The 18,869-nt window shown below is 70.0% G+C and carries 18 protein-coding genes and 1 pseudogene; 6 read left to right on the forward strand and 13 right to left on the reverse strand.

Translation table 11 applies throughout. The features are described from left to right. The first annotated feature begins 114 nt into the window (after window positions 1-114). Entirely contained in the window at window positions 115-639 is a 525-nt protein-coding gene (locus tag BpN12_RS05805; protein ID WP_246794332.1) for a BON domain-containing protein, read from the forward strand. Window positions 640-806: 167 nt separating this feature from the next. On the opposite strand, the gene BpN12_RS05810 is transcribed toward BpN12_RS05805, so the two are convergent. After that, window positions 807-1,439 (reverse strand): LysE family translocator, encoded by a 633-nt coding sequence (locus BpN12_RS05810; RefSeq protein WP_246794333.1) that lies wholly within the window; start codon window positions 1,437-1,439, stop codon window positions 807-809. A 117-nt stretch (window positions 1,440-1,556) separates the two neighbouring features. On the opposite strand from BpN12_RS05810, the gene BpN12_RS05815 reads away from it, so the two are divergent. Together BpN12_RS05815 and BpN12_RS05820 are read left to right on the forward strand one after the other, a co-directional pair. Beyond that, window positions 1,557-2,414: a LysR substrate-binding domain-containing protein gene (locus BpN12_RS05815; protein WP_246794334.1), complete on the forward strand. Its 858-nt coding sequence runs from the start codon at window positions 1,557-1,559 to the stop codon at window positions 2,412-2,414. A gap of 106 nt (window positions 2,415-2,520) precedes the next feature. Next, the gene (locus BpN12_RS05820) at window positions 2,521-3,255 is read left to right on the forward strand and encodes a FadR/GntR family transcriptional regulator (protein WP_246794335.1); all 735 of its coding nucleotides are present in this window, start codon (window positions 2,521-2,523) and stop codon (window positions 3,253-3,255) included. Window positions 3,256-3,297: 42 nt separating this feature from the next. On the opposite strand, the gene trhA is transcribed toward BpN12_RS05820, so the two are convergent. After that, window positions 3,298-3,918 (reverse strand): PAQR family membrane homeostasis protein TrhA, encoded by a 621-nt coding sequence (trhA, locus tag BpN12_RS05825; protein ID WP_246794336.1) that lies wholly within the window; start codon window positions 3,916-3,918, stop codon window positions 3,298-3,300. A 125-nt stretch (window positions 3,919-4,043) separates the two neighbouring features. Then, complete coding sequence (gene pip, locus BpN12_RS05830) at window positions 4,044-4,979, reverse strand: prolyl aminopeptidase (RefSeq protein ID WP_246794337.1); 936 nt, start codon at window positions 4,977-4,979, stop codon at window positions 4,044-4,046. A gap of 908 nt (window positions 4,980-5,887) precedes the next feature. Here pip and BpN12_RS33360 point away from each other — a divergent pair. Beyond that, window positions 5,888-6,445: pseudogene (locus tag BpN12_RS33360) on the forward strand (outer membrane lipoprotein); the annotation flags it as partial. A 110-nt stretch (window positions 6,446-6,555) separates the two neighbouring features. On the opposite strand, the gene BpN12_RS05840 reads toward BpN12_RS33360, so the two are convergent. The 9 genes from BpN12_RS05840 to BpN12_RS05880 form a co-directional block, all read right to left on the reverse strand. Beyond that, the gene (locus tag BpN12_RS05840; RefSeq protein WP_246794339.1) at window positions 6,556-6,981 is read right to left on the reverse strand and encodes a DUF1801 domain-containing protein; all 426 of its coding nucleotides are present in this window, start codon (window positions 6,979-6,981) and stop codon (window positions 6,556-6,558) included. A gap of 32 nt (window positions 6,982-7,013) precedes the next feature. Beyond that, on the reverse strand, window positions 7,014-8,084 hold the full coding sequence (locus BpN12_RS05845) for an FUSC family protein (RefSeq protein ID WP_246794340.1): 1,071 nt from the start codon (window positions 8,082-8,084) through the stop codon (window positions 7,014-7,016). 290 nt (window positions 8,085-8,374) lie between these two features. Then, window positions 8,375-9,442 (reverse strand): 2-aminoethylphosphonate aminotransferase, encoded by a 1,068-nt coding sequence (locus tag BpN12_RS05850; protein ID WP_246794637.1) that lies wholly within the window; start codon window positions 9,440-9,442, stop codon window positions 8,375-8,377. Next, window positions 9,442-10,593, reverse strand: a complete 1,152-nt coding sequence (gene aepY, locus BpN12_RS05855) for a phosphonopyruvate decarboxylase (RefSeq protein WP_246794341.1) — start codon at window positions 10,591-10,593, stop codon at window positions 9,442-9,444. The genes BpN12_RS05850 and aepY overlap by 1 nt, the downstream gene beginning before the upstream one ends. Beyond that, entirely contained in the window at window positions 10,590-12,275 is a 1,686-nt protein-coding gene (gene aepX, locus BpN12_RS05860; RefSeq protein WP_246794342.1) for a phosphoenolpyruvate mutase, read from the reverse strand. The genes aepY and aepX overlap by 4 nt, the downstream gene beginning before the upstream one ends. Further along, entirely contained in the window at window positions 12,272-13,039 is a 768-nt protein-coding gene (locus tag BpN12_RS05865; RefSeq protein WP_246794343.1) for a phosphocholine cytidylyltransferase family protein, read from the reverse strand. Before BpN12_RS05865 ends, aepX begins: the two co-directional genes overlap by 4 nt. A 47-nt stretch (window positions 13,040-13,086) precedes the next feature. Continuing rightward, a complete protein-coding gene (locus BpN12_RS05870) occupies window positions 13,087-14,085 on the reverse strand; it encodes an HpnL family protein (protein WP_246794344.1) in 999 nt (332 codons plus the stop codon). Next, window positions 14,082-14,891 (reverse strand): 2OG-Fe(II) oxygenase family protein, encoded by an 810-nt coding sequence (locus BpN12_RS05875; RefSeq protein WP_246794345.1) that lies wholly within the window; start codon window positions 14,889-14,891, stop codon window positions 14,082-14,084. Before BpN12_RS05875 ends, BpN12_RS05870 begins: the two co-directional genes overlap by 4 nt. Then, complete coding sequence (locus BpN12_RS05880) at window positions 14,888-15,568, reverse strand: CDP-alcohol phosphatidyltransferase family protein (RefSeq protein ID WP_246794346.1); 681 nt, start codon at window positions 15,566-15,568, stop codon at window positions 14,888-14,890. The genes BpN12_RS05875 and BpN12_RS05880 overlap by 4 nt, the downstream gene beginning before the upstream one ends. Window positions 15,569-16,131: 563 nt before the next feature. On the opposite strand from BpN12_RS05880, the gene BpN12_RS05885 reads away from it, so the two are divergent. Both BpN12_RS05885 and BpN12_RS05890 read left to right on the forward strand, forming a co-directional pair. Beyond that, window positions 16,132-16,533, forward strand: coding sequence for a lysozyme inhibitor LprI family protein (locus tag BpN12_RS05885; RefSeq protein ID WP_246794347.1), 402 nt, complete (start codon window positions 16,132-16,134; stop codon window positions 16,531-16,533). Between the two features lie 322 nt (window positions 16,534-16,855). Next, window positions 16,856-17,992, forward strand: coding sequence for a branched-chain amino acid ABC transporter substrate-binding protein (locus tag BpN12_RS05890; protein WP_246794348.1), 1,137 nt, complete (start codon window positions 16,856-16,858; stop codon window positions 17,990-17,992). 78 nt (window positions 17,993-18,070) lie between these two features. Here BpN12_RS05890 and BpN12_RS05895 read toward each other — a convergent pair whose 3' ends face one another. Further along, window positions 18,071-18,808 carry a class I SAM-dependent methyltransferase gene (locus BpN12_RS05895; protein WP_246794638.1) on the reverse strand — a complete coding sequence of 246 codons (738 nt, stop codon included), beginning with the start codon at window positions 18,806-18,808 and terminating at the stop codon, window positions 18,071-18,073. Window positions 18,809-18,869: the final 61 nt, after the last annotated feature.

Genomic DNA, 18,869 nt, shown 5'->3' on the forward strand with positions numbered 1-18,869 from the left:
TGTGGTGATGGGCGCCGCCCGCGTGCGAGGCACGTTCGATGCTGTCGACGGGAATGGTCCGGGTGGTCCGGACCGCCGCTTACGGTGCTGACCGACATGGAGCCGATCAACCTCATGAAACCCTTGCTGAATATCGCGGCGGCGGCCGCCTGCGGCGCGGCCGCGATGTACTTCCTCGACCCGCAGGCGGGCCGTCGGCGCCGCGCCTACGTGCGCGACAAGGCGGTGGAGGCGCGCCACGGCGTGAGCGAATACGCGAGCGCCGGGGCCAGACGCGTGGCCGAGCAGGCGCGCGGCGTGGCCGCCGACCTGCGGGCCGAATGGCGCGACGCGGGCCGTGAAGCAGGCCACGGCGGCCATGGCGACCACGATGCGGACGCGCTCGACGACGCACGGATCGTCGAGCGGATTCGCGCCGCGCTCGCGCTGATGGCCAGCCATCCGCGCGATATCGAGGTGGGCGTCGAGCACGGCCGCGCCTGGCTGGGCGGCCGCATCGCCGACGACGAGCGCCGCCTCGTGCTCGACGGCGTCGCCGACGTGAACGGCGTGCGCTCGGTGGAGGATCGTTTCGAGCGGCGCGAGCCCGATGCCGGCGACGACCTGCTGCCGGGCGGCGGGATCGGCTCGGCGCCGTGACGGACAGGGCCGGCCGGCGCGCCGGCCTGTTCAGGCGCGCGCCGATCGGCCCGCCGAGGCGGGAAGGGGGCTGCCTTTGCAAGCGGCGGGTGGCCGATCGATAAAACATTCCGGACAACTGATGATCAGCCGTCCGAGAACGTCACCCGAATCGCCCCGCGCGCCGCTCAGTGCCCCCACCGCCACGCATCGAGCGCCATCTTCACGGCCAGCACGAACAGCATGCCGCCCATCACGCGACGCTGCGCGAGCAGCCAGCGCGGCCGCGTGGCCAGGAAGCCGGCCAGCGACGCCGACGAGACCGCGACGGCCGCGTTGACGGCCGCGAACGCGCCGATCAGCGAGGTGCCCAGCAGCATCGACTGCCGGAACACGTTGCCCGCCTGATAGTCGATGAACTGCGGCAGCAGCGACAGGAACAGCATCGCGAGCTTCGGATTCAGCAGGCTGGTGGCGGTGCCCATCGCGAACAGCCGCCCCGGCTGCTCGGCGCGCCGCGCGCCGGGCTCGAACGGCGAACGCCCGCCCGGCCGCGCCGCCTGCCACGCGAGATAGAACAGATACAGCGCGCCCACCGCCGCCAGCAGCCGCCCCGCGCCCGGAATCGTCAGGAACAGCGCGGTGATCCCGAACGCCGCGCCGAACATGTAGATCAGGTAGCCGAGCATCACGCCGGCCAGCGAGGTCAGGCCGGCCTTGCGCCCCTGCGATACCGATCGCGACATCACGTAGACCATGTTCGGCCCCGGCGTGACCGCGAGCATGCCGCCCACCGCCACGAATTCGAGCATCGTTCCCATTGCGTTCACCGTTCCCGTCCAGGCCGTCATCGACCGCGATGAAACCGAGTATCGGGCGTGCCGGCTCACCAGTAAAACGGATTAAACTGAAAAGATTGCTCAGATTTTCTGAAGAACATGAAAAAACTCGATCTCGACGTGCTGGAAATGGTGGTGGCGATTGCCGACACGGGTTCGTTCGCGCGCGCGGCCGAGGCGGTGCACCGCTCGTCCTCGGCGGTCAGCATGCAGGTGAAGGGGCTCGAGGATGCACTCGGCAAGCCGCTGTTCGCGCGCAGCACGCGCAACCTCGCGATCACGCACGAGGGCCGCATGATCGTCGACTACGGGCGGCGCCTGCTGGCGATGCGCGAGGAAGCCTGGGCCTCGGTGGTGCGCCCGGAAGTGCGCGGCCGCGTGACGATCGGCGTGCCCGACGATTACGCGTCGTCGCTGCTGCCCTCGGTGCTGCGCAAGTTCGCGATCGCGCATCCGCGCGTCGAGATCCGCGTGATCGGCCTGCCGAGCAGCGCGCTGGTGCCGCTGATCAAGGACAACACCGTCGATTTGGCCTGCATGACGCGCACGCGCGGCGTGTCGGCGGAGTTCATCCGCCACGAGCCGGTGGTATGGGCGGCGCTGCGCGGCGGCCAGCCGATCTGGAACGAGCGGCCGCTGCCGATCGCCGTGTTCGAGCATGGCAGCGCCGCGCGCGTGCGTGCGATCGGCGCGCTCAACCAGGCCGGCATCAAGTACCGGATGTCCTACGAAAGCCCGAGCCTGCTCGGCCTGATCACGATGGTCGAAGCCGGCCTCGCGCTCGCGCCGCTCGCGCGCTGCAGCGTGCCGGCGCACCTGATGCACGTGGGCGAGGCCGAGGGCCTGCCGTCGCTCGGCGAACACGAGGTGGTGCTGGCGCGCAGCGCCAAGTCCGCGCGGCCGCCCTGCGATTTCCTGGCCGAGCAGATGCTGGCCGACCTGCGCCGGGCGTCGTAGCGGCAGGGCGGGAGCGGCGCGCCGGCCCCTGCCGGCTGCGTACTCCGATGTTTCGGGCGTGCCATACTTGCCGCTTCTCCTGAACCATGGACATCCGATCCGACCCATGCCCGATCGACCTCAGGCGGCATTCGGCCAGCCGACCGAACGCCACGCGCCTCCCGAAGTGATCGTCGAACGCATCCTCGATGCGCTGAGCGCGGGTGACCTGAAAGCCGGCGACCGGCTTCCGGACGAGGCGCAGCTGGCAAGAACCTTCGGCGCGGCGCGCCTGCCGCTGCGCAACGCACTCATCGTGCTGCGCGACCTGGGGCTCGTCGATACCGCGCGCGGCCGTTTTGGCGGCACGTTCGTTGCTGCCGACGTGCATGAGCGGCTGCGCAACATGGCGCCCGAGGCCAGCATCGACGCGGCGGCGCTGCGCAGCCTGACCGACTGGCGCCGCGCGATCACCGGCGAGGCGTGTTTCCTGGCCGCGCTGCGCGCCACCGATGCGCAGCTGGCCGGGATCGAGGCCGCCGCGCGGATGTTCGTCGACGAGTTCCCCGACATCGACGCGCGTCGCGCCGCCGACGCGCGCTTTCACGTGCGGATCGCCGAGGCCACCGGCTCGCGGCATCTGGTCGAGCAGGAGGAGGCGATCCAGCAGGCGTTCAACGCGGTCTACGCGTCGCTGCCGATCGTCCGGCACGCGGTGGGCTCGGCGTCGATGGATCACGCGCCGCTGGTGCGCGCGCTGCTCGCGCGCGACGCGGCGCGGGCCCGCGAGGAAGCGATCGCGCATATCGAATCGACCTGCGCGTGGTGCGGTTCGCTGTTGCGCGTGAAGATGACGGGATGAACGTGCCGGATGCGCCGACGTGGCGGCGCGTCCGGCCGCGATTCAGATGACGTAGCAGGCGATGCCGACGAACTGGCAGAGGCTGCCGCCGAGTACGAACAGATGCCAGATGCCGTGCCCGTGGCGAATCCGTTCATCGTTGATGAAGAAGTAGATGCCGGCGCTGTAGATGATGCCGCCCGCCACGACCCACACCGTGCCGCCCAGCGGCAGCGCCGCGAGCAGCGGCTGGGCCGCGACGAGCGCGAGCCAGCCCATCAGCACGTAGAGCACCATCGAGACGATCCGCGTGCGGCGCCCGAGCGTCAGCTCCTGGACGATGCCGAACACGGCCAGCCCCCAGATCACGCCGAACAGCGACCAGCCCCACGGGCCGCGCAGCGTGATCAGCGTAAACGGCGTGTAGCTGCCGGCGATCAGCAGATAGATCGCCGAGTGGTCGCACTTCTGCAGGATCGCCTTCAGGCGCGGCCGATGCACGCTGTGATAGAGCGTGGAGACCGCGTAGAGCACCAGCAGCGCGGCGCCGTAGATGGCGGCGCTGACCACCTTGTAGGCATCGCCCGCGAGCGCGCCCATCGTGACGAGCGTCGCGAGCCCCGCCACCGACATCAGCGCGCCGACCAGATGCGTGATGCTATTGAAACGTTCACCGACCACCACGACTCGAACCTCTTTGTTGCCTGACTGTTGTTGAAAAATCGCCGGCCATCCGGCGTGAAACCGGGGCCGACGTACTTGCCGTGGCGCTTTTCGGGGCCGCGGCCTGAGCGGACCGCGTGGCTCGCTCAAGTTGCCGCAAAGCGGTCCGTGGCCGCCAGCAGCGCGCGCAGGATGCCGGGTTCGTCGAACGCATGGCCGGCATCGGCGATGATCTCGAAGCTCGCGTCCGGCCAGGCCCTGGCGAGATCCCAGGCGCTCCTGGCCGGCGTCGCGACGTCGTAGCGGCCCTGCACGATCACGCCGGGGATCGACGCGAGCCGATGCGCATCGCGCAGCAGCTGGCCTTCCTCGATGAAACCACGATTGACGAAATAGTGGTTTTCGATCCGCGCGAACGCCAGCGCGTAGTGGGCCTCGCCGAACTGCTCGGCCAGCTCCGGGCTCGGCAGCAGCGTGATGGTGCGGCCTTCCCAGAGGCTCCAGGCGAGCGCGGCCTCGAGCTTTGCCGCCTCGTCGTCGCCCGTCAGGCGGCGGCGATAGGCGGTGATCAGGTCGCCGCGCTCGGCTTCCGGGATCGGCGCGAGGAACGACTCCCACAGATCCGGGAACAGCCACGAGGCGCCTTCCTGGTAATACCAGAGCAGCTCGGCGTGGCGCAGCGTGAAGATCCCGCGCAAGACCAGCTCGCTGACGCGCTGCGGATGCGTTTCGGCATAGGCGAGGGCAAGCGTGCTGCCCCACGAGCCGCCGAACACGAGCCAGCGATCGACACCGACCATTTCGCGCAAGCGCTCGATATCGTCGACCAGATGCCAGGTGGTGTTGTTCCGCAGGCTGGCGTGCGGAGTTGATCTACCGCAGCCGCGCTGGTCGAACAACAGGACATCGTAGCGCGCCGGGTCGAACAGCCGCCGATGGCTCGGCCCGCAGCCCGCACCCGGGCCGCCGTGCAGGAACACCGCCGGCTTCGCGCCGGGCGTGCCGCAGCGTTCCCAATAGAGGCGGTGGCCGTCACCGGTATCGAGATGGCCGTGGGCGTAGGGTTCGACGGGTGGATACATGCTGCGAACTCCGGAGGGAGGGGCCAGATGCGATGGCGCGATGCAGCCGCCATGCCGTTCCGGTGCGCTGCCCGGCGTGGCGTGCCGGGATCGTTGCGGGATGCCGCGGCGGCGGGCCGGGCGCGCGCCGGGCGTCCCCACATTATGCCGAAGCGCGCGGGGCGGCGCCGGGCCTGCCGCAACAGACTTTACAGACGGTTACCCGAATCCATGCGCGAGCGCGGGTGCGCGTTCCCTATACTCGTGGCGTTTCCGTGCGGCTCTCGTACCGTTTTTTTTGCCGGCTTTCCGTTTATTTTTCGCGTCGTTTTTCCAGTCTTCGCTCCCGGTTTTTCCGTTTTTTTCCTGTTTCCGCGCCCATCCTTTTGATCCTCGTCACGACGATGCCTGCCCGTTCCCTGTTTCGCCCGGCGCTTGGCCGAGCTGCCGTCTGGTTCGTTCCGTTCGTCGCCGGCGTCGCGCTGCCGATGACGGCCTGTGTCGCCGCCGGCCCGTATGGCGCGACGGACGGACAGACGGGATATGGCGTGCCGCCGTTGTATGGGCAACCGGGCGCGCAGCCGGCCTATCCGCCGGCGTCGAGCCCGCCGGCGAACGCGGCGCCCGCTTATGGCGGCGGAGCGCAGCCGGGCGACAGCCAGCCCGGTTACGGGCCGCAGGAGTCCGAGGACGATGAGGATGCGCCGCCCGAGCAGAGCGGGCAGCCGAATTACCAAGGTCAACGGGGCTATCAAGGTCAGCCGGGCTACCAGAGTCAGCCGGATGAACAGGGCCAACCGGGCTACCAAGGCCAACCGGGTTATCAAGGCCAGCCGGGCTATCAAGGTCAACCGGGCTATCAAGGCCAACCGGGCTATCAAGGCCAACCGGGTTATCAAGGCCAGCCGGGCTATCAAGGTCAATCGGGTTATCAAGGCCAGCCGGGCTACCAAGGTCAACCGGGTTATCAAGGCCAGCCGGGCTACCAAGGTCAACCGGGCTATCAAAACCCGCCGGGCTATCAAGACCAACCCGGCTCGCAAAGCCGGCCCATCTATCTCAACCCGTCCGATGACGGCGACAGCCCGTATCCGCCGCCCGGCTACGGCCAGCCGGGCGGTGCCGCGCAGCCGCAGCCCGCGCCCTATGCGACCCAGTTCGGGATGGTCCTCGGCGTGCGTCCGATCGGCGGCCCGACGAGCCCGTCCGGCGTGACGGGAACGGTGGTCGGCGCGCTGGTGGGCGGCGTGCTCGGCAATCAGGTCGGGCATGGTCGCGGACGCAGCGCGGCCACCGTGATCGGCGCGCTCGGCGGCGCGGCGGTCGGCAATCAGATCGGCCAGCAGATGGGCGCACCGGCCCGCTATCGCCTCGACCTGAAACTCGACGACGGCGAACTGCGCTCGTTCGACCTGCCGGATGCCGGCGACTGGCGGCCCGGAGACCGCGTGCGGATCGACGCGGGCAATCGCCTCTCGCATGATTGAGCATGAGTGAGCGCGGGTGCGGCCGGCGGATGCCGGGCGAGGCGCGTTGCCGACGAATTGCATCAGCGGCCACGCACATCGGCCCGTCGGCTCATCGACCCGTGCGATGCCTACTGCGCCGATTTTCCCCGTCTCGCTGTCGCGGCCTTGCTCGAGGCGTTGAGCACGACCGCCGCGCGGATCAGCGCGACGAACGCCTGCGCATCGACCGTTTCGCCCTCGCGGATGTCGATCGCGCGCCGCACCTTGCCGTCGAGGCTCGCGTTGAAGAGGCCGGCCGGATCCGGCAGCGAGGCACCGCGCGCGAACGTCAGCTTGACGACGGCCTTGTACGATTCGCCGGTGCAGACGATGCCGTCTTGCGACCAGACCGGCGCGCCCATCCATTTCCACTGTTCGGCAATCCCGGGGTCCGCTTCCCGGATCAGCGCGCGTATCCGGCGCAGCGTGTCGCCGCGCCAGTCGCCCAGCGCGGCGGTGCGCCGGTCGATCCGCGCGAAGGCGGCCCCGCCTTCGGCCGGTTGCATGGTGGTCATGTGTGGTGTCTCCTCGCGGGCCGCGGGGCCTGCTAGATGTTCCATTGCGGCGACACGTCCTGCAGCCGCTGCCGCATCAGATCGCATTCGCGCTCGATCTTCTCGTTGATCGACACGTAGCCGGACAGCTGCGCCGGCACCTCGGCCGGACGCGGCCCGCTCACCGCCGGCAGCGGCTGCAGCCGCGCGAGCGTGCCGAACTTCAGCGCGCGGCTCGGCCCGATCAGCAGCCCGTGGATGCGGCGGTTGAGGCCGCGCAGCGCGGTCTGCACGTAACGCCGGCCCACCACGTCGCCGTCGGCCGGCTGCACGCTGGCGAGCATTTCGAGCGAGCTGATCACGAGCCGCAGCGAGCGCTGGATCGCGTCGAGCTGCGCCATCGTGATGTCGGTCTCCTTCGACACCCACGGCATCAGCGAGCGCATCTGCACCAGCAGCGCGTTCAGCGCGGCCATCTCCTTCAGGTGCGCGGTGTCGCTGACGGTCTTGTCGCTGACGATGCGCGCGTGGACCACGGCGCAGGCCCGCAGCCCGTCGGCGAGCTTGTAGCGCCACGAGTAGGTGGCGTAGAGCGGCAGCGCGAACGAGAACGCCAGCGCGATGCCGATGCCGACGATCACGTTGACCGCGCGCCAGAGCCCGTCGACGATCTCGTTGTCGCCGTGCCCGGCCACGATCAGGAGCGTGATCGCCGAGAGCAGCGCGATGTAGCCGGCCTTGCCGATCGCATGGTAGGCGCAGATCCCGCACAGCACGCTCATCACGAGGTAGGTGAGGATCGACACGTGCAGCGTGGACTGCAGCACGATCAGCGCGAGCCCGGCCAGCGCGCCGATGGTGGTGCCGAGCGCGCGTTCGGCGGCCTTCTTGCGGATGTTGCCGTGATGCTGGAGCCCGCCGATCACGATCAGCACCGTGATCGACGACCACTCGCCGTGCGGGATGTCGAGGCCCGTCGACAGCGCGATCGACGCGAGCATGCTGAGCGCGACGCGCGCGGCATGGATCAGCTTCGCGTGCCGGTAGCGGCGATAGGGGTCGAGCAGCGGGCGGAACAGCGCGCGCAGCGCGGCGGGCAGACGGAGCGACGGGGAAGCGGTCATGACGGGCAGTGGGAGAACGGAGCGCTCGCGCGGCGGCGCGTCGGCGCGGGCCGGCCGCCGGAGGGCGGGGCGCGGAGCAGCCGATACGTTTCGCGATTCTAAAGGATCGTCGGCGCGCCGCGAGCCCGGGCAAACGCGAGCGCGGGCCGCTTGTTGATATCGATGCGGAGCCGATGTCGATGCCCGCGCCCGGCGCGAGCGGAGCCGGCCGGCAAGAAAAAACGGCCAACGGGCGTTGCCTGCCCGTTGGCCGTTTTCGATGGGGGAGCGGCGGTTCGCGGCCGCCGGGATCAGCGCGTGAGCGCGCTGAAGCCCTCGAGCAGCCGGTCGATGTCGGCCGGCGTGATCGCGCCCATCGTCGAGACGCGGAACAGCGAGGCCGACAGGCCGCCCTGGCCCGCGTAGATCACGAAGCCGCGCGCCTTCAGCCCGTCGTGCAGCGTCTCGTAGCCGACGCCGGCCGGCAGCGTGTAGGCGCGCAGCACCACCGACGATTCGCCGTCGGGCAGCACCAGCGACATGCCGCGCGCGGCGAGCCCGTCGCGCACCTGGTCGGCGAGCGCGCGGTAGCGTGCGTGGCGCGCCTGCCAGCCGCCTTCGTCCTCGAACTCGCGCAGCGCCTCGACGAGCGCGTAGTAGGCGTGGACCGACGGCGTGAACGGCGTGTTGCGCTGCGCCTGCAGCTTTGCCAGCCGCGCCAGGTCGAGGTAATAGGTGCGGCTCGCGGCACGCGCCAGCGCTGCGCCGCGCACGATCACGAACGCCGCGCCCGGCACGCCGTGCAGGCACTTGTTGGCGGTGGCGGCCACCGCGTCGAGCACGTCGTCGCCGAACTCGATTGCCTCGGCGCCGAAGCTGCTGACGCCGTCCACCAGCAGCCGCGCGCCGTGCTTGCGGCACAGCCCGGCGATCGGGCCGAGCGCGTTCAGGCGCCCGGTGGTGGTCTCGTGATGGATCACGGCGACGTGCGTGATGGCACGGTCGGCGGCCAGCGCGGCCTCGACGCGGGCCAGGTCCGGCGCTTCCATCCACTCGTGCTTCAGTACCTCGTGCGCGATCCGGTACTGCTTCGCGATCTGCGCGATGCGGTCGCCGTACACGCCGTTCTCGATCACGAGCAGCTTGCCGTCCTCGGGGACCAGCGCGGCGATCATGCTTTCGACGGCGGCGGTGCCCGAACCCGTCATCAGCACCGCCTGCCATTCAGCCGGATCGAGCGCGTAGGCGGCCACCAGCCGCGTGCGCGCTTCGTCCTGGAGATCGAAGAACTCGCTTTCGCGGTGGCAGAGGTCGGTCTGCAGCAGGCTTTGGCGGACGCGCTCGGTGAGCGTGACCGGGCCGGGGTTCAGCAGCAGCATCATTGGGCTCCCGCGCCGATGTGGCGCATCAGACGAGTCTTCACTTCGACCGGCGTGACGGTCGGGCGCGGCAGGCCGTCGGGCACGCCGGTGCGGATCGTGACGCCGGCGAAGCGCACGCCGTCGGCGGGCTCGGCGAACACGGCGTCGAGCACGCCGAGATCGCCGCCTTCGCGCGCCGACGCGTAGCCGCAGGCCGCCGCCACGCCGGCGAACGACACGCACGGCGAGACGGTGGACTGGCCGCCCGTCGATTCATGCGCGCCGTTGTCGAGCAGCACGTGGACCAGGTTGTTCGGCCCGTAGGCGCCGAGCGTCGCGAACGCGCCCATCCGCATCAGCGCGGCGCCGTCGCCGTCCACGGCCACCACGGTCAGGTCCGGGCGCGCCAGCGCGAGGCCGAGCGCGAGCGGCGTCACGCAGCCCATCGAGCCGACCATGTAGAGCTGGTTGGCGCGATCGTCGAGCGCGTAGAGTTCACGCCCGCAGAAGCCGGTGGAGGCCAGCACCACGCTCGAGTCGAGCGGGGTGCGCGCGATCACGGCGGCCAGCGCGTCGTGGCGCGTCGGCAGCTCGGCCGCGGCCGGCCGGGCCGAGGCGGCCACGGCGTGCGTGCGCGGCGCCGGCATCGCGGCGTCCTTGAGCGGATAGGCGGCCACGCTGCCTTTCTGCATCACCAGCGCATAGGGGCGGCCGGTCTCGTCCATGTGGCGGATCGCGCGGTCCAGCGCCGGGGCGATCTGGTCGGCCTCGGTCGGGAACAGCTCCCACGGGATCTCCATGGTGTCGAGCATCTGCGGCGTGATCGGCCCCATCAGCGCGTGCTGCGGCTCGTCGTGCTCGCCGGGCTTGCCGCGCCAGGTCACGATCAGCAGCTGCGGCAGCTGGAACGTCCAGGTCAGCGAGGTCAGCGGGCTGACCGCGTTGCCGAGCCCGGAGTTCTGCATCATCGCGATGCCGCGCTTGCCGCCGAGCGTCGCGCCCGCCACGATGGCGACCGCGTCGCCCTCGTTGGCGGCCGACACGTAGTGCAGCGTCGGGTCCTGCAGCACGTAGTTGATGAACGGCGTCAGATACGAGCAGGGCACGCCCGCATACCAGTCGAAACCGCGCTCGCGCGCGGCCTCGACGAACTGTGCCGCCTCGATCATTGCGCGTCCCCGACCGCCGTGCCGCTCGCGAGCGGCGTCTGGCCGTGCGCGAAGTCGCCCGCGCGACGGAATTCGTCGAGGTCGTTCACGCCGCGCCAGTGGCCATGCACGTACTGCACCGCGATCTGCTCGCCGGCTTCCACGAGCGCGTTGAGCAGCGCCGGGATGTCGAGCTGGTCGAAGTCGGGGCGCGCCTGCAGCGTCGCGATCATCGCCTTCAGGCGTTCCACGCCCGCGCCGCGCACGTTCAGCAGGCCGACCCAGCGGCCGTGCGGCGCGCCGTTGCCGGCATCGCTCGCCACGCGTTGCAGCGTGATCTTCTGGCCGAACAGGCCGCGGTCGTCGGCGGCCGAGCACAGCGCGAAGTCGCGCACGCTCTGGTTCGGCGAATCGGTCAGCGACGAATCCACCACCACCGTGAATTCGGCGTCGCTCTCGGCCAGGTCGCGCAGGATGTAGCTGCGGAACAGCAGGTCGCCGTAGGAGATCACGGTGTCGCCGCTGATCTTGCCGGCCGCGCAGGCCAGCGAGGCCAGCTCGCCCGTCTCGGCATGGCGTTCGTTGACCACCAGCTTCACGCCCGACTTGTCGATCGCGTCGGCGCGGTAGCCGCCCACCACCGTGATGTCGTTCACGCCTTCCTTCTTGAAGCCGTCCACCAGCCAGCGCAGCAGCGGCTTGCCGGCGATCGGCAGCATCACCTTCGGCTTGTCCTCGGTGATGGCCTCGAGGCCCGAGCCGCGGCTTGCCGCGAGCACCAGCGCCGAGTTCGACGAGCGCGACGACGACGACAGGTAGAGGCGCTCGGCGGCCGAGTATTCGTCGGCGTCCTGCAGGCGGAAGATCTCGTTGACGGTGGCCACCCGATCCTCGACGTTGACGAGCGTCTCGCTCTCGAAGATCTCGCGCGCGGTGGCCTGCATCGCGGCGGCCGACGAGCGGACCAGGTGGTTCGCCCAGATCACGGTGCTGATGCCGGCCTGGCGGAACACGTCGGTCGGCGTGCTGTAGTACTTGGTCGGCACGATCACGAGCGGCGCGCGGTTGCCCCATTCGCGCGCGAACTGGAGGATCTCGTCCGGGCGCGACAGCTTGCTGTGGATCAGGATCGCGTCGGCGCCGGCATCGGCGTAGGCATGCGCGCGGCGCAGCGCCTCGTCCATGCCCCAGCCCGCGATCAGCGCCTCGACGCGCGCCACGATCGAGAAGTCCGGATCGTGCTGCGAATCCTTGCCGGCCTTGATCTTGCCCGCGAACTCGTCGATCTCGGCGAGCGGCTGGCGTTCGCCGTCGATGAAGCTGTTGGTCTTCGGGAACTGCTTGTCCTCGATGCAGACGCCGGCGATGCCGCGCTGCTCGAGCTTGCGCACCAGGCGGCGCATGTTGTTGAAGTTGCCGTAGCCGGTGTCGCCGTCGAGCAGGATCGGCAGGTCGCTCGCGTCGGCCATGAATTCGAGCACGTCGACCACCTGGGTCCAGCTCGCCTCGTTGTTGTCGCGCACGCCGAGCGCGGCGGAGATCGACAGGCCCGAGCCCCAGATCGCCTTGAAGCCGGCCTCGCGCACGATCTTCGCGGACAGGCCGTTGTGCGCTTCCATCAGGAATTCGAGCTCGTTGCTCGTCAGCATGCGCCGCAGCCGCGCGGCGCGGGATTCGGTGAAGTTGGGTTCGCGTGCGTTCATCGTGCGGCTCCTACGGTATTGCGCTGAATCAGCGGCAGAACTTCGTCGCGGGCACGCGCGACGTCGTTGGGGAAATCGATTTCGATCCACGGGGCGCCGGTCACGTCGGCGACGTCGAATGCGCGGCCGCCTTCGAGCAGCAGGTCGCGCACGGCTTCCTCGTGGGGCAGGTTGGCGCGGCCGGAGTCGACGTAGCCGGCGACGATCTCGGCCAGGCGCTTCGCGGTGGCTTCGCTGAAGCGGAAGAAGCCCACCGATTCGCCGATCGTGTCGTACTGCAGGTCCACCGCGAGCTGCTTGCGCAGTTCGACCGGCACGCCGTCCTTCACGCAGAGCTTGACGGGCTCGTCGCCGGCCTCGAAGTCGCGGTCGATCAGCAGGCGGTCCACGGCCTCATTCGGGTTCGCGACCAGCGCCTGCATGATGCTGTCGTCATAGAGTACGTCGGCGTCCATCAGCAGCACGTCGCCGCCGCGCGTGAGCGCGTCGGCCGCGGTATGGACCGTCAGCACGCTGCCGAGGTCGAAACGCGGGTTCAGGACGATCTCGGCGCGGCGGCCGAGGCGCGCCAGTTCGGCTTCGACCTTCTCGGACTGGAAGCCGAGCGCGAGCACGATCTCGGTCACGCCAAGCGACTCGAGCAGGCGCAGGTGCCGTTCGAGCAGGCTGAGCTCGTCGAAGCGCAGCAGGCACTTCGGGTACTGCGCCTCGGGGGGCAGTTGCAGACGCAGGCCGAGGCCCGCGGCGAGGATGATGGCTCGCATTGAATACTCCACGCAATGTTGGTTGCTACGTGGCCCGGAGCGGGCCTTTAGTCCGCGAGCTGCGGCGCGCGGCGCCGCTGCCAGTTTCGTTCAATGAAATGCAGGTACAGGATGCCGGGCAGGCCGAACGCGAGTTCGCGCGCGCGCTTGGCGAGCGACAGCGCGAGCGCCGCGTCCGGCGGCAGCCCGACGAGCGGGGCGAGCAGCAGGTAGCCGCCTTCCTGCGCGCCGAGCGAGCCGGGAATCATGAAGGCGGCGCCGCGAATCGCCTGGCCGACGCTCTCCAGCAGCAGCGCGTCGACGAGCCCGACCGGATGGCCGAGGAAGTGCAGCGCGAGCCACACCTCGCCGGTGCCGAGCACCCAGCCGGCGAAGCTGAACCAGAACGTGCGGATCACGCGGTCGCGCTTGCCGTACAGCTCGCCGACGGCCGAGTCGATCGCGTCGGCGCGCGTGGCGAGCGAGGGCCAGTCGCGCGGGCCGAGCGCCTTCGAGACCATCCGCAGCCCGCGGCCGAACAGGCCGCGCCGCTGCGCGAGATAGAAGCCCGCCGCGCAGATGCCGAGCAGCGCGGTGGCGATCAGCGCCGGCGTGCGCAGGTGCGCGGCCGCCTCGCTGTTGGTGCCGAGGCTGAAGGTGGCGATCCCGGCCAGCGCGAACAGGATTTGCGCGAGCGCCTGCATGGTGGTGCTGACCGTCACGGCCGCGGCCGCGCGCGGCATCGGCACGCCCTTCTGCGAGAGGTAGCGCGCCATCAGCACCGGGCCGCCGATCTGGCCGGCCGGCAGCAGGCTGTTGACCGATTCGAGCACCCAGCGCGCGCACAGCGAATCGAGCATTGACACGCCGGGCGTGCCGCGCGGGAACATCACCGCGATCGCGCGCGCGTCGAACACGATCGGCACGAGGTGGAACAGCGCGACCAGGGCGAGGCCCCAGCCGGCCGTGGCGAGCGTCGACACCACGGCGCCGAAGCCTTGCCACGACAGCAACGCGATGAACAATGCCGTCCCGATGGACAGCAGGATGAGGCCGGCGCGCGTCATGAGCGGGTGGGGCGGCGCGTCGCGAGCTGCTTGAACACCTGCCGGAAGCCGAAGTAGGCGATCGCGTCCTTCATGTTCGAGATGAAGCGCTTCCACGGCCGCATGCCCGGGTCGGTCACGTACTCGAAGGTCAGCGAGACGCGGATCTCGTTCTCGCGCGCGGGCGTCACGCGGTGGCGCAGCTTGTCGCCGTCGAACAGCACGATGCCGCCGTCGGCGATCTGCACCGCGCCCGGTTCGTCGGGCACGGCCGGGTTGCGCGTGTGCAGCTCGTATTCGAGCTGGCACGAGGATTCGTCGATCACGCCGATCAGCAGCGTGTAGCGGCGGCCGTCGTAGTACGAGGTGTCGTAGTGCCAGCCGATGTGGTCGCCCGGCTTCGTGTAGTAGTAGAGCGCGTAGGCATGCGGATCGTCGGCGGGCGAGACCTGCAGCGTGTCGCCGGTGAGCTTTTCGAGCAGGCCGAGCAGCGCCTTCGAGCGGTACAGCTCGGCGATGTACGGCGCCTTCTCGTCGATCGTGTGGCGGCTCACGCTGCCGCCCTGCTTGTGGCCCGGCAGGTAGTTCCGGTTCAGGTCCGGCAGCAGCGCGCGCGCGAGCCCGGCGAGCTGCGCGGCGGCGTCCTTCGGCAGGAACCGGTCGAGGTAGAGGAACGCGCCCTGGCGTTCGAAGTCCTGCCGCAGGCGGTCGGTGTCGAGCGCGGCCACGGCGGCGGCCACGGCCCGGTCGGCGCTCACGGGCGCGCTCGCGCCGGCGGCCGCGGAGGCAGCGCGCGGCGCGGTTCCGGCTTCGATGGGGGTACTCATTTCGTCGGCTGGATTTCGGTGGGATTGCTGGCGGCGGCCGGGGCGGCGCCGCGGCGCACGACGCGCCAGTAGTCGATCACGACCCAGGCCGCGAACAGCGGGGCGCCGATCGCGGCCGCGAACACGAAGCGCTCGACGCCGTCGAACAGCGTCACGAGCGGCAGCAGGTAGAGCACGTCCTCGGTCTCGAAGCCGCCGATCGACGCCTGCCTGGTGCCGGCCTTGCCGGCCAGCGACTCGATCCGCATGCGCAGGAAGAAGATCAGCGCCACGGCCGCGCCGGCGACGGTGCCGAGCAGCACCGGCGGCGCGAACATGCGGCCGCCCTGGGCGACGATCCCCGCGCCCATGCAGACGAACAGCGCCACGGTGATCACCGCGTCGCTCGCGAGGTCGTAGAAATGACCGATCTTGCTGGTCTTGCCGCTGATGCGCGCCAGCTCGCCGTCGGTGTGGTCGACGAAATTGGACAGCACGATCAGGAAGGCCCCCGCGTTGATCCAGCCGAACCCGCCCTGCGCAAGGCAGACCGCGCCGGCAAGGCCGATCAGCAGGCGCAGCGTGGTCAGGTGATTCGGGGTAACGGGCGTATCGACGAGCGGCGTGACGAGCCGGCGCGCGAGCCGTGCGTCCCAGGTGCGTGGGGGCGGCGGCACGATGAGTTTTCTTTGGTCCATCGGCGGAATATATACGGATTTGTAACGATTTGCTTTTTGGCAGGGCTCGATTTTGACATGACGATGTCTCGCCGGGGTTCGACCAAAAAGGGATCGATGTCGCGCCACGGTGGATGGCGAGACGAATTTTGGGGCGTTTAGTCGCGATTCGTGGCGCCGGCGTGGCATCGCGCGCGCCGCGGACGGGCGCCTCGGGCTTGCGGGGCGGGCGAGAGCGGGGAGCCGGCGGGGGGCGTGGCCGGTTTTCCGTGGTGCCGGACGGCGCCGTAAAGACCGATTTCGAGCCGTTGGCGAGCGGCGACATGTGTTGCGCGGTGTTGCGTGCCGCGCAGTGACCGGCGGCCCGACCTGCGCCGGCTTCGGCGCGCCGGCCGGAATTTCGCGCGGCGCCGGCGCGGTGGGCCATTCGTGCAGTCGGCAAATTGAAAGAAAGGCGTGGCGTCACGAACGGACATGGAATAAAGGCGTGCCGCGCGCCGTTTTGCCAGTCGGGTGCGCGCGCCGCCCGGTTCGATGCAGTGCGCGCGGATCGTTTCAACTTCCTTCCATTTTTCCTGGCGACGATGAAAGACCTGACAATCCGCGCGGCGCTGCTCGCGATGGCGGCGGCGAGCGCCCCCGCGTTCGCGGCGCCGTCCGGCTGCATGGCCGATGCGACCACCCAGACCGCCATCAACGACTGCGCGGCGAGCCGCTACCGGCAGTCCGACCTGCAGTTGAACCGCACCTATCAGGCGCTCGTCGCGAAGGTCGCCGAGCCGGCCCGCGGCCGGCTGAAGGAAGCGCAGCGCCGCTGGGTGGCGTGGCGCGACGCCCAGTGCGCGTTCGAGGCGAGCGGCGTGGCGGGCGGCAGCGCCGCGCCGATGGTGGCCAGCCAGTGCCTGGACGCGCTCACGCGCGCGCAGACGCGGCGCCTCGACAGCCATCTGCACTGCCCCGAGGGCGACCTCGCCTGCGCGAACTGAGGCGCGAGCCGGGGCTTGAGCCGGGGCGCGCGTCGTGCCGCACGTCCGGCGCCGGCGCCGCGCCGCCGGCTGTATAGCCGGATAACAAAAAAAACGCCTCGGGCATAGGGTTTTCCTTTCGATCCAAGTAGACTGTCCGACCTTGCGGTCCGACCCCGCGCGCGGCTCATGGCGCGGTGGTGCCGCAATCACGTCGGGCACGGCCGGCGCGCGCGCTCCGGGACGCGCGCCGCGACCGGACGCCCGACGGCGCCGGGCTCCGCGCTTCACCCCCGCGTCACCCCCGCGTTTCACCAACATGTATCCGGAGGAGCACATTCACATGAAGCAGACATCCATGATTCGGCTCGGCGTCGCCGCGCTGTTTTCGCTCGCGGCCGCGACCGGCGCGCTGGCGGACCAGGTCGTGAAGATCGGCAGCGTCGAGCCGCTGACGGGCGGCGCCTCGCACCTGGGCAAGGACAACGAGAACGGCGCGCGCCTCGCGATCGAGGAGATCAACGCGCAGGGCCTGACGATCGGCGGCCAGAAGATCACGCTGCAGCTCGACGGCCAGGACGACGCGGGCGACCCGCGCACGGCCACCCAGGTCGCGCAGAAGCTCGTCGACGAGAAGGTCGTGGCGGTGGTCGGCCACCTGAACTCGGGCACCTCGATCCCGGCTTCGAAGATCTACAGCGATGCCGGCATCGTGCAGATCTCGCCGTCGTCGACCAACCCGGTCTACACGCAGCAGGGTTTCAAGACCACCTACCGGATGGTCGCCACCGACGCGCAGCAAGGTCCGGCGCTCGCGAGCTACGCGCAGGCCAAGGCGATCAGGACGGTCGCCGTGATCGACGATTCGACCGCCTACGGCCAGGGTCTCGCCAACGAGTTCGAAAAGAAGGCCAAGGCGCTCGGCATCAAGGTGCTCTCGCACGACGCGACCAACGACAAGGCGGTCGATTTCCGCGCGATCCTCACCAAGATCAAGGGCGAGAACCCGGACGCGATCATGTACGGCGGCATGGATGCGACGGGCGGCCCGCTCGCCAAGCAGGCCAAGCAGCTCGGCCTGCGCGCGAAGCTGTTCTCGGGCGACGGCGTCTGCACCGAGCAGCTCTCGGACCTCGCCGGCCCGGCCGCCGACAACGTGGTCTGCTCGCAGCCGGGCGCCGCGATCGAGACGATGCCGGGCGGCGCGGCGTTCCAGGCCAAGTACCAGAAGCGCTTCGGCCAGATCATCAAGTTCGACGCGCCGTTCTCGTATGACGCGGTCTACATCATCGTCGACGCGATGAAGCGCGCGAACTCGACCGACGCGGCGAAGATCCTCGCGGCGATGCCGGCCACCGACCACAAGGGCGTGATCGGCGAGACCGTGTTCGACGCGAAGGGCGACCTGAAGCACGGCGTGATCTCGCTGTACGGCTACAAGGCCGGCAAGAAGACCTTCGTCGACGAAGTGAAGATGTAACCGGCGAGGCCCCGGGCAATCGCTGCCCGGGGGCGGCGGCGCGTCGAAGTCCGCCGCGCCGCCGCCATGCCGCCACGCTCAGCGGGCGCGCCGCCGCGCCGCCACCAGCATCATCATCGGGCGCTCGCGCTCCAGTGCCAGCTCGGGCTGCGCCTCCACCTGCGCCGGCGTCGGCCCCCATTCGTTCAGGTGTTCGAACACGAACCCCGATTCCACCAGCAGGTTCAGCAGCGTGCCGAGCGTGCGGTGCTGCTTGATTACCCCCTCGGCCAGCCAGTCCACCTCGCGTCGCCCCTCGCGCTGATAGCCCTCGAGCGGCCAGAAGCGGTTGCCGTCGGCGTCGCTGCGAAAGCCGGGTCGGGCCGGCGCGGTCAGCACCGGATGCTCCATCGAGAACACCAGCCGGCCGTTCGGCACCAGCGCATGGTGGATCGCGCGCATCAGCGCGGGCAGGTTCTCGACGTAGTGGAACGCCAGCGAACTGTAGACGAGATCGAACGCGGCGGCCGGCAGGTCGAGCCGTTCGAGGTCGGTGCGGCGGTAGGCGATGCGCGTGTCGTGGGTGGCGGCGGCGGCGCGTTCGAGCATGCGCTCCGAGACGTCGATGCCGAGCACGCTGGCCGCGCCGTGTTCGGCGGCCCAGCGGCAGAACCAGCCGTAGCCGCAGCCGAGATCGGCGATGCGCAGCTCGCGCAGGTCGGGCAGCAGCGCGCGCAGCGCCGGCCATTCCGGGGCGCCGTCGAGCCCGTGAATCGAGCGGTTCAGCTTCGCGTAGCTGGCGAAGAAAGCCGGATCGTCGTAGATGTTCTGTGTCACCGGTGGGGCTCCCGAGATCGATTCGCCGCGCCCCGCGCCCAGGCGCCAGGCGGGCGCGCTC

Origin of the sequence: Burkholderia perseverans, from assembly GCF_022870505.1 — a bacterium.
GTDB lineage: Bacteria > Pseudomonadota > Gammaproteobacteria > Burkholderiales > Burkholderiaceae > Burkholderia > Burkholderia plantarii.

Excerpts from the sequence above, each read along its gene's own strand:
- BpN12_RS05865 (WP_246794343.1), bottom strand. The coding sequence starts at position 13,039 with ATGCGAGCCATCATCCTCGCCGCGGGCCTCGGCCTGCGTCTGCAACTG.
- BpN12_RS05815 (WP_246794334.1), top strand. The coding sequence starts at position 1,557 with ATGAAAAAACTCGATCTCGACGTGCTGGAAATGGTGGTGGCGATTGCC.
- BpN12_RS05890 (WP_246794348.1), top strand. The coding sequence starts at position 16,856 with ATGAAGCAGACATCCATGATTCGGCTCGGCGTCGCCGCGCTGTTTTCG.
- BpN12_RS05875 (WP_246794345.1), bottom strand. The coding sequence starts at position 14,891 with ATGAGTACCCCCATCGAAGCCGGAACCGCGCCGCGCGCTGCCTCCGCG.
- BpN12_RS05810 (WP_246794333.1), bottom strand. The coding sequence starts at position 1,439 with ATGGGAACGATGCTCGAATTCGTGGCGGTGGGCGGCATGCTCGCGGTC.
- BpN12_RS05885 (WP_246794347.1), top strand. The coding sequence starts at position 16,132 with ATGAAAGACCTGACAATCCGCGCGGCGCTGCTCGCGATGGCGGCGGCG.
- BpN12_RS05850 (WP_246794637.1), bottom strand. The coding sequence starts at position 9,442 with ATGCTGCTGCTGAACCCCGGCCCGGTCACGCTCACCGAGCGCGTCCGC.
- BpN12_RS05805 (WP_246794332.1), top strand. The coding sequence starts at position 115 with ATGAAACCCTTGCTGAATATCGCGGCGGCGGCCGCCTGCGGCGCGGCC.
- BpN12_RS05880 (WP_246794346.1), bottom strand. The coding sequence starts at position 15,568 with ATGGACCAAAGAAAACTCATCGTGCCGCCGCCCCCACGCACCTGGGAC.
- BpN12_RS05870 (WP_246794344.1), bottom strand. The coding sequence starts at position 14,085 with ATGACGCGCGCCGGCCTCATCCTGCTGTCCATCGGGACGGCATTGTTC.
- BpN12_RS05845 (WP_246794340.1), bottom strand. The coding sequence starts at position 8,084 with ATGACCGCTTCCCCGTCGCTCCGTCTGCCCGCCGCGCTGCGCGCGCTG.
- pip (WP_246794337.1), bottom strand. The coding sequence starts at position 4,979 with ATGTATCCACCCGTCGAACCCTACGCCCACGGCCATCTCGATACCGGT.
- aepY (WP_246794341.1), bottom strand. The coding sequence starts at position 10,593 with ATGATCGAGGCGGCACAGTTCGTCGAGGCCGCGCGCGAGCGCGGTTTC.
- BpN12_RS05840 (WP_246794339.1), bottom strand. The coding sequence starts at position 6,981 with ATGACCACCATGCAACCGGCCGAAGGCGGGGCCGCCTTCGCGCGGATC.
- aepX (WP_246794342.1), bottom strand. The coding sequence starts at position 12,275 with ATGAACGCACGCGAACCCAACTTCACCGAATCCCGCGCCGCGCGGCTG.
- BpN12_RS05820 (WP_246794335.1), top strand. The coding sequence starts at position 2,521 with ATGCCCGATCGACCTCAGGCGGCATTCGGCCAGCCGACCGAACGCCAC.